General features: G+C 71.6%; 10 protein-coding genes. 8 read left to right on the top strand and 2 right to left on the bottom strand.

Going from position 1 to position 11,486, the window contains the following annotated elements; all coding sequences use genetic code 11:
* Positions 1-13: 13 nt before the first annotated feature.
* Positions 14-268, bottom strand: a complete 255-nt coding sequence (locus IPH07_07270) for a hypothetical protein (protein MBK6917183.1) — start codon at positions 266-268, stop codon at positions 14-16.
* A gap of 189 nt (positions 269-457) precedes the next feature.
* Between IPH07_07270 and IPH07_07265 the strand changes: the two genes are divergently transcribed.
* The 7 genes from IPH07_07265 to IPH07_07235 all read left to right on the top strand — a co-directional run bounded on the left by IPH07_07265 (position 458) and on the right by IPH07_07235 (position 7,729).
* Entirely contained in the window at positions 458-1,615 is a 1,158-nt protein-coding gene (locus IPH07_07265; protein ID MBK6917182.1) for a hypothetical protein, read from the top strand.
* Positions 1,616-1,686: 71 nt separating this feature from the next.
* Positions 1,687-2,328 (top strand): nucleotide exchange factor GrpE, encoded by a 642-nt coding sequence (gene grpE / locus IPH07_07260; protein MBK6917181.1) that lies wholly within the window; start codon positions 1,687-1,689, stop codon positions 2,326-2,328.
* A 5-nt stretch (positions 2,329-2,333) separates the two neighbouring features.
* A complete protein-coding gene (gene dnaK, locus IPH07_07255; GenBank protein ID MBK6917180.1) occupies positions 2,334-4,169 on the top strand; it encodes a molecular chaperone DnaK in 1,836 nt (611 codons plus the stop codon).
* A gap of 15 nt (positions 4,170-4,184) precedes the next feature.
* The gene (locus tag IPH07_07250) at positions 4,185-5,297 is read left to right on the top strand and encodes a J domain-containing protein (GenBank protein MBK6917179.1); all 1,113 of its coding nucleotides are present in this window, start codon (positions 4,185-4,187) and stop codon (positions 5,295-5,297) included.
* Between the two features lie 53 nt (positions 5,298-5,350).
* A complete protein-coding gene (locus IPH07_07245; GenBank protein ID MBK6917178.1) occupies positions 5,351-6,016 on the top strand; it encodes a GTPase domain-containing protein in 666 nt (221 codons plus the stop codon).
* Positions 6,013-7,278 carry a HAMP domain-containing histidine kinase gene (locus IPH07_07240; protein MBK6917177.1) on the top strand — a complete coding sequence of 422 codons (1,266 nt, stop codon included), beginning with the start codon at positions 6,013-6,015 and terminating at the stop codon, positions 7,276-7,278. Before IPH07_07245 ends, IPH07_07240 begins: the two co-directional genes overlap by 4 nt.
* Positions 7,279-7,432: 154 nt before the next feature.
* Entirely contained in the window at positions 7,433-7,729 is a 297-nt protein-coding gene (locus IPH07_07235) for a hypothetical protein (protein MBK6917176.1), read from the top strand.
* A 49-nt stretch (positions 7,730-7,778) separates the two neighbouring features.
* Here the strand turns inward: IPH07_07235 and IPH07_07230 are convergent, their stop codons facing one another.
* The gene (locus IPH07_07230; GenBank protein ID MBK6917175.1) at positions 7,779-8,105 is read right to left on the bottom strand and encodes a hypothetical protein; all 327 of its coding nucleotides are present in this window, start codon (positions 8,103-8,105) and stop codon (positions 7,779-7,781) included.
* Between the two features lie 80 nt (positions 8,106-8,185).
* Between IPH07_07230 and IPH07_07225 the strand changes: the two genes are divergently transcribed.
* Positions 8,186-11,461 (top strand): protein kinase, encoded by a 3,276-nt coding sequence (locus IPH07_07225; GenBank protein MBK6917174.1) that lies wholly within the window; start codon positions 8,186-8,188, stop codon positions 11,459-11,461.
* Positions 11,462-11,486 lie beyond the last annotated feature (25 nt).

Below are 11,486 nucleotides of genomic sequence, written 5' to 3'. Positions count from 1 at the left end.
CAGACGGCTCGGATCACGTCGGGGTCGCGGTCACCACGTGCGCGCCGCAGACCGGGCAGATCGGCTTCTCCCGCACCAGCGTGAGCACGGGCCCGATGCCCAACATGTACGCCATCATCAGCGGCAGCATCACGACGTAGTCCGAGCCGATGATGGGGAACAGCGGCACGAACGGGATCGGGATCAACAGGTAGTACCGCGCGAGCCGCCGCAGGCGCGGGTGCTCGTACTGCGCGTCGACGTCGGTGCGGCAGCGTTCGCAGTGCATGGCGGGGCGACGCAACAGCATAGCGCCCCGGTTACGCGGGTGGCGGCAGCCGTGAGTTTTGCGCCCGCTGGCGTCCGCCCCGCGGGCCGTGGCCCGCGCGGACCGGCCCGCCCCCAAACCGCCGCGGACCCGAGCGTCGCTCGATCCACGGGCCCGACGGGCTGGGGCTTGCCTGCTATCATCGCGGACGTGGACGGCGAACGTCTCACGCCGCGACAGACCGAGCTGCTGCGCGCGGTATGCCGCGAGTACCTGCTCGGGGGCGAAGACGTCGGCAGTCAGGCGCTGTCGCGGGACTGCGGGTGGTCGTCGGCGACGATCCGCAACGAGCTCGCCGCGCTCGAGCGCATCGGTCTGGTCGAGCGCATGCATCGCTCGGCCGGCTGTCGGCCGACCCGTGGCGGCCTCGAGTACTACGTGCTGTCGATGCCGCGCGAGGCCGAGCCCCGCTCGAGCCATGCCCGCGTGGTCGATCGATCGCTGCGCCCGGCCGGCAGCGTCGAGCAGGGCGTGCGCGCAGCGGTTCGGGTGCTGGCCGAGCTCGGCGGCTGCGTCGCGATCACATTCATCGCCGACCCGGGCTCGCGCCGCGTGAGCGCGCTCGAGCTGGTGCCGCTGTCGAGCGCCCGCGCGCTCGCGGTGGTCGGCTTCGACGACGGTGCCAGCATCGTGCAGCCGGTCGGGCTCGACGGCCACGCCACCGTCGAGTCGCTCGCCGACGAGGCGCTCGAGCTGCAGACGCGCCTGCGCGCGCTGTGCATCGGTCGCGCGCTCGAGCAGGCCCACGACGAACTCACGCGGCTGCAACACGAGCTGCGCTCCCATGTCGACCGACGCCTCGCGGAGGTCGTGCGCGTGGGCCTGTCGGTGTGCGCGGGTGCCGGGCTGGATCCGCTGTGGCTGTCGGTTGCCGGTCACGCGAACCTCGCGATCGATTTCGCGATCGCCGGCAGTGGGGGCGGGGTGCCGCCGGGCGCGGCCGCCATGCGCGAGCGGCTCGCCGAGGTGCTCGCGCGGCTCGAGGACGAGCGTCGGCTGGCCGACATCCTGTGGCAGCTGTTGCCGGCCTCGGCGTCCCCGGGGCAGCCCCACGCCGCGGTGCGGCTCGGTGGCGCGACGCTGTTCGATCCGAGCGCCGATCCCGATCGCGACGATTCGGGCCTGCGACTGGCGCTGGTGGGGGCACGACTCGCCACGCCGCATGGCCACGAGGTCGACGTCGAGTCGTCCGCGCCACCGACCGGCCGCTTGGGTGCGGTCGCGGTGATCGGGCCCGACCGGATGGACTACGCCGCGGTGATTCCTCTGATAGAATACGCCGCCAGAGCGCTGGCGGTTCGGCCCTGACGCATCGCGTCCTCGGCGACTTCTCCTGGCGGTGGCGCGAGGGCTTCGTTTGGGCCCCGCACGAGGAAGCGATGACGAACCCTAAGGACCCATCCTCTCCGGACGACCTCAACGACGAGATCAACCGCGCCATGGCCGAGGCCGAGGCAGCGGTGACCGCGATGGAGGGCGATGCCGACAACGACGACCCCGCGGCCGACACCGCGACCGGGCTCGCGGCCGCGGTGGTCGAGCTCGAGACCGAGCTGCAGGCGACCAAGGACCGCTGGCTGCGCGCGGTCGCCGACCTCGAGAACTACAAGAAGCGTGTGCGCCGCGAGGTCGACGACGCGCAGGTGCAGGCGGTGCAGAAGCTGCTGCCGTCGTTCCTGCCGACGATGGACAACCTCGAGCGCGCGCTCGAGGCCGCCGGCCCCGGCGCCAGCATCGACCAGCTCGTGCGTGGGATCCAGATGGTCCGCGACGAGTTCATGGGCGCGCTGCGCAAGCACAACATCGAGCCGGTGATCTCGGTCGGGGTCGCGTTCGATCCCGCGGTCCACGACGCGCTGCAGCAGGTCGACTCGCCCGATCACGCACCGGGCGTGGTCGTGCGGGAGTTCGAGCGCGGCTATCGCATGGGCGAGCGGCTGCTGCGACCCGCACGGGTGGTGATCGCCGGCCCGGGCTCGACCGGCGCACCGCCGGCGGGGACGACGGACTCGGAGGCCTGACGCAGATGGGCGGCAAGTCGCGGATCGTCGGCATCGACCTCGGCACCACCAACTCCTGCGTGGCCGTCATGGACGGCGATGAGGTCAAGATCATCCCCAATGCCGAGGGCAGCCGCACGACCCCCAGCGTGGTCGCGTTCACCGAGGACGGCGAGCGCATGGTCGGTCAGATCGCCAAGCGTCAGGCGATCACCAACCCGACCAACACGGTGTTCGCGGCCAAGCGTCTGATCGGGCGCAAGTTCGCCGAGCCCGCGCTGCAGGAGCTCATCAAACTCATCCCGTACAAGATCGTCGCGTCCGCCAACGACGACGCGTGGGTCAACGTGTGGGGCCGCGATCACTCGCCCGCCGAGGTCGGCGCCGCCGTGCTCGCGAAGATGAAGGAATCGGCCGAGGCGTTCCTCGGCGAGCCGGTCACGCGGGCCATCGTCACGGTGCCGGCGTACTTCAACGACGCGCAGCGGCAGGCCACCAAGGACGCCGGTCGCATCGCCGGGCTCGAGGTCGAGCGCATCATCAACGAGCCCACCGCGGCGACGCTCGCCTACGGCCTGCATCGCCGCAGCGACAATCGCATCGTCGCGGTCTACGACCTCGGCGGCGGCACCTTCGACATCTCGCTGCTCGAGCTGCGCGGCGGCGTGTTCGAGGTGCTGGCCACCGCCGGCGACACCTTCCTGGGCGGCGAGGACTTCGACAACGTCATCGTCAACTGGTGCGCGCAGCAGTTCCTGGCCGCCAACGGCATCGACCTGCGCACCGAGAAGCTCGCGACCCAGCGGCTCAAGGAAGCCGCGGAGAAGGCCAAGCAGGAGCTCAGCTTCTCGCTCGAGACCGAGATCAATCTGCCGTTCCTCGCCGCCAAGGGCGGCGCGCCGCTGCACCTGCAGTGCACGCTCTCGCGGCGAGCGCTCGAGGAGCTGACCAAGACCCTGGTCGAGCGCACGCTCGAGCCGTGCCGGCAGGTGCTGGCCGACGCCGGCCTCGCGGTCGGCGAAATCGACGACGTGCTGCTGGTCGGTGGCCAGACCCGCATGCCCATGGTGCAGGCGCGGGTGAAGGAGTTCTTCGGGCGCGACCCCAACAAGGGCGTCAACCCCGACGAGGTGGTCGCGGCCGGGGCCGCGATCCAGGGCGCGGTGCTCGAGGGCTCGGTCGAGGGCGTGCTGCTGCTCGACGTCGTGCCGCTCAACATCGGCGTCGAGACCCAGGGCGGGGTGTTCTCGGTGCTGATCCCGAAGAACACCACCATCCCGACCCGCAAGTCCGAGGTCTTCAGCACCACGGTCGACAACCAGCCCATCGTCAACGTGCACGTGCTGCAGGGCCTGCGCGAGATGGCCGACGACAACCAGAGCCTGGCGCGCTTCCAGCTGGCCGACATCCCGCCGGCGCCGCGCGGCGTGCCGCAGATCCAAGTGACCTTCGACATCGACGCCGACGGCATCCTCGGCGTGTCGGCCAAGGACCTCGGCACCAACCGCGAGTCCAAGGTCCGCGTGACGCCATCGTCGGGCCTCACCGAGGAGCAGCTGCTGAACATCGCGCGCGAGGCCGAGGTCAAGCGCGCCGACGACGTTGCCAAGCGCGACCTCGCCGACCTGCGCAATCGGGCCGAGACCCTCATCTACACCTGCAAGCGCTCGCTCGAGGCCTACGGCCACGCGCTGCGCGACGTCGATCGGCACGACATCGAGAACGACACCGCGCGCCTCGAGGCACTGCTGGCCGGGAGCGCCTCGGCGGTGGCGCTACGCGACGCACTGGCCGCGCTCGAGAACTCGTCGCACATGATCTACGAGGCGATGCTGGCGGGCTCCGGCTCCGGCTCGGAGTGATCCGCGAGGGACTGCGTGGCCGAACCCGATTACTACGCAGTGCTCGGAGTCGATGCGACGGCCAACGCCGACGACATCAAGAAGGCGTTTCGTCGCCTCACGCTGGAGTTCCACCCCGATCGCCACGCCGGTGATCCGCTCGCGGAGGATCGCTACCGGCAGATCAACGCCGCCTACGACACCCTGTCGGACCCGGCGCTGCGCGCCAAGTACGACGCACAGCGCCGCTTCGGTCAGCTCGATCTCAGCAAGGGCTTCGACGGCCAGAGCGCACGCGACCTGCTCGGCAACGTGTTCGGCGATGTGTTCGGCAACCGTCGCGCGCAGCGACGCAAGGGTCGCGACCTCCGCTACACCCTGAGCGTGGACCTCGCGGAGGCGGTGCTCGGCACCACGCAGGCGATCGGCTTCGAGGCCCCGGGCGTGTGCACGACCTGCAGCGGCAGCGGCACCAAGGCCGGCGGTCGGCCTGCGCAGACCTGTCCGAACTGCGGCGGCCGCGGCGAGGTGAAGGGTGAGGGCTTGTTTGCGCGGCGCACCCGCTGTGGCCGCTGTGATGGCACCGGAATGGTCCAGATCGATCCCTGCAGCGACTGTCGCGGCAGCGGCTCGCGCCGACAGGCCCGCGCGTTCGACGTGAAGCTGCCACCGGGCACCGCGGCTGGCACCGAGCGCGTGCTCACCGGGCTCGGCGAGCCGGGCCGCTTCGGCGGCGAGCCCGGCGACCTGCGCATCACCGTCAACGTGCGTCCGCACCCGCGGCTGGTCCGCGATGGTGACGACCTTCGCTGCGATGCCACCATCAGCATCGCCGAGGCCGCTCTGGGCACGCGGCTGTCGGTGCCGACGGTCGACGGCGACGCGTGGCTCGAGGTCCCCGCGGGCATCAAGAGCGGCACCAAGCTGCGGCTGCGGGGCAAGGGCGTGCCCACGGCCGCCGGCGGCAAGAGCTCGCGGCGGGGCGATCAGCTGGTGTTGGTGACCGTCGAGACGCCGGCGGTGCCCTCGGGTGCAGCGGGCGAGCGAGTCCGCGCTGCGCTGGCGGCCCTCGAGGAGGCCTGCAATGACACTGGCGCGCTGCCGCGACGCAGCGCCGAGCGTGCGACCCCGACGCGCGAGCGCAGCTGAAGACGCGCCCCTGGGCGCGGTCCTGCTAGACTCGCACGGGCGAAGCACGTTCGATGGTCTTCATCGACATCCAGCACCGCGAGGTGACGCTCAAGCTCGTCTACTACGGGCCTGCGCTCAGCGGCAAGACCACGAACCTTCAGCAGCTGCACGCGATGATGGGCGATCACACCGGCACCGGTTTGATGACGCTCAACACCCGCGACGACCGCACGCTGTTCTTCGACCTCTTGCCGCTGACGATGGCGACCGCCGCCGGCATGTCGATCAAGCTCAAGCTGTTCACCGTGCCGGGGCAGGTGTTCCACGCCGCGACCCGTCGCATCGTGCTGCAGGGCGCCGACGGCGTGGTCTTCGTGGCCGACAGTCGCATCAGCGAGACCCGCGCGAACAACGAGAGTTTCGCCGACCTGCGCAACAACCTCGCCGACAACGGCATCGGCTTCGACGACGTCGCGGTCGTGATCCAGTTCAACAAGCGTGATCTGCCGGGCATCCGCAGCGACGAGGATGTGCGGCGCATCGCCGCCAAGGGCAGCGAACCCGTCTACAGCGCGATCGCGATCGAGGGGCAGGGGGTCGCCGAGACCTTCACCGGCCTCGCGGCCTCGACGTGGCAGAAGCTCGAGCGCCGCTTCGAGCTCGAGCGCCGCTTCGGCGTGACATGTGACGAGTTCATGGCCCAGGTCGCGGGCCTGCTGCGACCAGGTGGCACATGAGCGAGTCGCCGGTGGCCGCCACCGATCGTGCGCCGCCGCTGGGCGAGCTGATCGATGCCGCCCTGCTGGCCCGCTGCCTGGCGCCGTGGCGCATCCACGGCGTCGAGGCGCTGGCGGTGTTCGACGCCGCCGGCCAGGTCCACGCCAAGGTCGGCGACGAAGCAGGCGTCGCGGCGAGCTGGGAGCAGCTGCCGCCCGAGGCTGCGGCCGCGCTGCGTCGCGCCGGTCCGCCGCGCTTCGGCGTCGGTGACCACGTGTGCGAGGTGAGCCCGCTGTTCGCCGGCAGCGACCGCGTGGGCGCGCTGGTGCTCGTGCGTCGCGCCCACGCCCAGCACGACGACGGCCTGCAGCCGGCGATCCTCACCGCGGTGGGGCAGATCCTGCAGTCGGCGTACGCGGCGTGGGTGACCTCCGAGCTCCACCTGCAGACCAGCGCGAGCGCGTGGCGGGCGATGGCGCAGCAGAACGCGGAGCTGCAGCGGGCCGTCGAGCACCTGCGCCAGCTCGACGAGCTCAAGGGCAATTTCCTCGCCACGGTCTCCCACGAGCTGCGCACGCCGTTGACGTCGGTGATCAGCTTCTCCAAGATGCTGCTCGAGGGCATCGCGGGCGAGCTCAATGCCGAGCAGACCGACTACGTCCGCACGATCCTGAGCCGCGGCGAGGAGCTGCTCGCGCTCATCACCCACGTGCTCGAGATGTCGCAGCTCGAGGCCGGCGCCGTGCGCCTGGCGCTGCGGCCCCACGCCGTCGCCGAGCTGGTCGGCAAGGCCATCGAAGCGGTCACGCTGCCGGCCTCCGCCGCCGAGGTGCAGGTGCGCGCCGAGCTGCCGCCGCTGCCCGCGGTGCTGGTCGATGCCGAGAAGCTCCATCGCGTGCTGGTGAACCTGCTGGGCAACGCCATCAAGTTCTCGCCGCGCGGCACCACGGTGGTCGTGCGGGCCGCGACCGCGCCGATTCGGCGCCCGTTCGAGGAGGAGACGCTCTTCGGCGAGGAGGCCCACGACGCGGTGCGACTGAGCGTGGTGGACCGCGGCGTCGGGATCGCCCCGGATCAGCTCTCGCGGGTGTTCGAGGCCTTCTACCAGGTCGACTCGGGGCCCACGCGTCGCCATGGCGGTGCCGGGCTCGGGTTGTCGATCGTGCGCAACCTCGTCCGCGCCCACGGCGGCGAGGCGTGGGCCTGCAGCGGCGAGGGTGGCGGCACGATCATGCACTTCACGGTGCCGCTCGCGTCGCCACAGGCTGCGCCCGGCGAGTGAACGATCGCGATCCCGGGATCTGCGGGGTGCGATCTTCGAACCTCGCTCCGCGGCGCTGAATTCGTGCCGCGAGCCCACCATTGGCCCTCGCTTCGAACTTGCGCGGTGCGGTCGGCATGGGACACATTGCGCAGGCGTCGAAGCGACGCGGTGGATGAGCGCGGAGCAACAGCTGCAGGAATTGGAACGCGTCGCGGAACAGCTGCGCGTGAAGGTCTGCTACGAACCGATGGCGGGCCTCGTGCAAGGCACCGGCGGCCTCGTGAAGCTGCGCGGTGAGTACCGCATCATCGTCGACCGCCGGCTCCGCGCGCCCGAGCGGGTCAACATCCTGGCCGACGCGCTGCGCCGCTTCGATCTCGCGGGGGTCGATCTCGGCGCCGCGCTGCGTCGGCTGCTCGAGCCCAAGGCGAAGCGGCGCGACGCGATGCCGGCCGCCGAGCCGTCCTGACGCGACGCGCGGACAAACGCGCCCCGACGGCGCTCGCCGGGGCCCGCGGCTAGGCGCGAAGCAGGCTCGCGAGCGTGGGATCCTCGGCCACCAGCGCCGCCACCTCGGCGCGGATCTCTGCGGCGAGCGCTGGATCGGCGCCCGGCCCCAGCGCCGTGGTGACCGCGTCTGCGACCAGCATCGAGGTCGCCGCGTCGACATCCAGGGCGCCCGCGGCCAGCCCCGCCGTCACCTGCTCCACCGCGGTGGCCTGGGCGGCTTCGACCGATCCCGCCGCGAGCGTGGCTTCGACCGCCTCTGCGCCCTCGGCCGCGCCCGTGGGCTCGGCGCGCGCGACACTGGGAATGCGCAGGGGATCGTCTTCGTTGGTCGGCATCGTCCCGGTCTCCTCGCGCCCCCGGTTCGGCGACGGGGCGGCTTGAAGCCTAGCATCGGCCGCACGTGGCCTGTGCTTGCATGCGGCCCGCGCTCGCACGTGACCCGGCGCAAAGGCGCTCGTGGGGGCGCCCGTCGGCGCAGCACCCGGCCGAGGTGGCCCCGCAGGGCGCGGGCTCGCCCGCGGCCGCGCGACGCGACCGCGCGTGCGCTCGAGACCGTGCGACCGGCCTCGCGCGTCGACGTCATTCGAGCCATCGGCGGGCAAATCCCGCTATACTGTCGCCCGACTCACGCGGGGTGCGCGCTCCGTGGGGTCATCGCGCGCAAGCCCCTTGGAGTCCGGCGTTGAACGTCCCCACGCAGTTCGGTCCGTACCTGCTGCTCGAACGCATCAGCGTCGGCGGCATGGCGGAGGTCTACAAGGCCAAGGAGTACGGCGTCGAAGGCTTCGAACGCACCGTGGCCGTGAAGCGCATCCTCCCGCACGTCGCGGAGGATGACGAGTTCATCGCGATGTTCAAGGACGAGGCGAAGATCGCCGTCCAGCTGAACCACGGCAACATCGCGCAGATCTACAACCTCGGTAACGAGCAAGACAGCTTTTACATCGCGCTCGAATACATCAACGGGCGAGACCTCCGCGCCATCTTCCAGAAGTGCCAGCAGCAAGCGCGACCCATGCCGGTCGCGCAGGCCTGCTACGTCATCATGAAGATCTGCGAGGGCCTCGACTACGCGCACAACAAGAAGGACAAGTACAACCGCGAGCTCAACATCGTGCACCGCGATGTGAGCCCGCCGAACATCCTGGTCTCGTTCGAGGGCGAGGTGAAGCTCATCGACTTCGGCGTGGCCAAGGCCGCCGGTCGGGCCTCGCGGACGCAGGCGGGCATCCTCAAGGGCAAGTTCGGCTACATGTCGCCCGAGCAGGTGCGCGGCATGCCGCTCGATCGCCGCAGCGACGTGTTCTCGGTCGGCGTGGTGTTGTTCGAGGTGCTCACGGGCAACCGGCTGTTCCAGGCCGAGACCGACTTCGCGACCCTCGAGAAGGTTCGCGCGGTCGATGTGCCGCGACCGAGCTCGCTCAACCCCGAGATCCCCAAGCCGCTCGAGAACATCATCTACAAGGCGCTCGCGCGCGAGCCGGAGCAGCGCTACCAGTCGGCGATCGAGCTGCACGACGAGCTCCAGGCCTTCATGTTCGCGCAGGGCCTCTTCTACAGCCGCAAGGACCTCGCGGCGTGGATGCGCCAGCAGTACGCCCGCGAGATCGAGCTCGAGAAGGAGAAGGCGGCTGCGCCCACGCCTCCGCCGGTCGAGTCGGGTGGCCGCCGCAAGACGATGATGATGGGCCCGAGCGCCGGCGCGACCCCGCCGCCGCCGCCGCCCGCCGGTGGCCGCAAAGGGCCGCCGCCGCCGCCCGGCGCGACCCCGTCGCCGCCACCACCACCGCGTGGTGGCACCCCGGCAGCGCCCCCACGTCCGCCCGGCGCCACCGGCCCCACGCCGACGGTCGAGGCCGCCGACGAGGACGGTCGTCCGCGCAAGGCGGTCAAGCGCAAGACGATGGTCATGACCACCGCGCGGCCGAACCTCCCGCCGCCGCCCGGTGGTGGTGGGCCGCCGAAGCCGAGGCCACGCCCGGCACCCGCCGCGGTCGCAGCCCCCGGCGGTGCCGCGCCGGCCCCCGCCGTGCCGCCGCCGCAGGCTGCCCGTGACGGTGGCGATCCGCCGACGGTGCCGATGACGCCGCCCAAGCCGCGGCCCAACGGCGCACCGCGGCCGAACAAGGCCACGCAGAGCTACGCCGCGACCGCGGCGGCCCCCTCGGGCGACTTCGACTGGGACGACGAGGAGCTCGAGACCCGGCTGTTCGGCGACAACGATCCGGCCGCACCACCGCTGCCCGACGGCATGCCGATGCCGCCGCGCGAGAACGATCGACCGGGCCAGGTCGGTGGTGAGCTCGATGCGGCGATCGACATCGATCTGTCGGAGCCGCCGACGCTGGCCAGCCCGAGCGTCACGGTGGTGCCTTCGGCCGCGCCAATCGGGCCGATGCCGGGGCGCACCATGGCCCCGATGCCGGTGTCGGCACCGACGATGCCGATGGGCGCGGCGCCGCAGATGGTCCCGCCGCCGACCCACAATCCGTTCCCGCAGGCGCCGGGTCAGCCGATGGCGTTCGCGCCATCGACCGCGACCATGCCGATGCCGGCGATGCAGATGCCACCGCCGATGCAGCAGCAGGGCATGGGTCCGACCGGCACCCAGCACATGCCGCAGTTCGCTCCGCCGCCCACGGCGATGCGGCCGATGCCGCCGCAAGGCTTCGACGACGACATGCCGCGCAAGAGCAGCGCGGGCCTGTTCGTCGGCATCGCCCTCGGTGCGGTGGCGTTGATCGGCGCCGGCTTCGGCGGCGTGTACCTCTACTCCAAGTACCGCACGTCGAGCTCCGCCGCCGCCGGGGCGAGCACCGCCACCGCCGGCACCAGCCCGGATGCACCGGTGACGACCATCGCCGCGGCCCGCTCGGGCATGACGATCCAGACCACGCCGTCGGACGCCAAGCTCGAGGTCGACGGCAAGGTCATCGACGGCACCTCGCCGTTCGTGGTGTCGGACCTGACCGCGGGCGCCCACACCGTGAAGGTCAGCCGCGACGGCTTCCTCCCATTCGAGCGCCAGGTGGACCTCGGCGCGGGTGGGCTCAGCCTGCCGGTCTCGCTGCAGCACCGCGACGTGACGCTGCTGCTCGAGGTCGACCCGCCGGGCGCCACGATGAGCCTCATCGTCGGCGGCAAGGCCTACGTGATGGGGCAGAGCGGCGCGCAGTACAAGATCCTGCGCGACGGCGCCGCGACCTACCAGATCGAGGCGATCGCGAAGGGCTACCTCAGCGAGCGACGTGACCTCGAGTTCACGGGCGAGCCTTCGCAGAAGATCAAGGTCGCGCTCGCGCGCGACACCGCGGTCGCCGTGGTCACGCCGCCGCCGGTCGCCGACCCGGGTACGCCGGTCGCGGACCCCGGCAGTGGGACGCCGGTGCCGGCGACGCCGAGCAAGCCACCGACCGCGCGGCCCAAGCCGCCGACCTCGAAGCCGCCCAAGCCCCGCGAGACGCCGACCGCACCGACGGCGGCGAAGACCTCGACGTTGGTCATCGGTACCAACGCCGGCGTGGTCTCGGCGCAGGTGTTCGTCGACGGCAAGCTGGTCGGCAACACGCCGGTCGGCGGCCTCAAGGTCACGCCGGGCGTCCACAAGGTGAAGTGGAAGTGGCCCGACCGCGAGTACTCCGAGAGCGTGCAGGCGGTCGACGGGCAGACCCACCGCGTGCGCGGCGGCTGACCGCGGGCACCGCCGTCGCGCCGCG

The organism is Deltaproteobacteria bacterium (genome assembly GCA_016709225.1).
GTDB classification, from domain to species: domain Bacteria; phylum Myxococcota_A; class Polyangia; order Nannocystales; family Nannocystaceae; genus Xiheibacterium; species Xiheibacterium phototrophicum.
This window is presented reverse-complemented; position numbering and strand designations above follow the sequence as displayed.

Bases quoted from the DNA above. Each gene is read 5' to 3' on its own strand.
- IPH07_07270 (MBK6917183.1), bottom strand. From the start codon at position 268: ATGCACTGCGAACGCTGCCGCACCGACGTCGACGCGCAGTACGAGCAC.
- grpE (MBK6917181.1), top strand. From the start codon at position 1,687: ATGACGAACCCTAAGGACCCATCCTCTCCGGACGACCTCAACGACGAG.
- dnaK (MBK6917180.1), top strand. From the start codon at position 2,334: ATGGGCGGCAAGTCGCGGATCGTCGGCATCGACCTCGGCACCACCAAC.
- IPH07_07245 (MBK6917178.1), top strand. From the start codon at position 5,351: ATGGTCTTCATCGACATCCAGCACCGCGAGGTGACGCTCAAGCTCGTC.
- IPH07_07240 (MBK6917177.1), top strand. From the start codon at position 6,013: ATGAGCGAGTCGCCGGTGGCCGCCACCGATCGTGCGCCGCCGCTGGGC.
- IPH07_07235 (MBK6917176.1), top strand. From the start codon at position 7,433: ATGAGCGCGGAGCAACAGCTGCAGGAATTGGAACGCGTCGCGGAACAG.
- IPH07_07230 (MBK6917175.1), bottom strand. From the start codon at position 8,105: ATGCCGACCAACGAAGACGATCCCCTGCGCATTCCCAGTGTCGCGCGC.
- IPH07_07225 (MBK6917174.1), top strand. From the start codon at position 8,186: ATGCGGCCCGCGCTCGCACGTGACCCGGCGCAAAGGCGCTCGTGGGGG.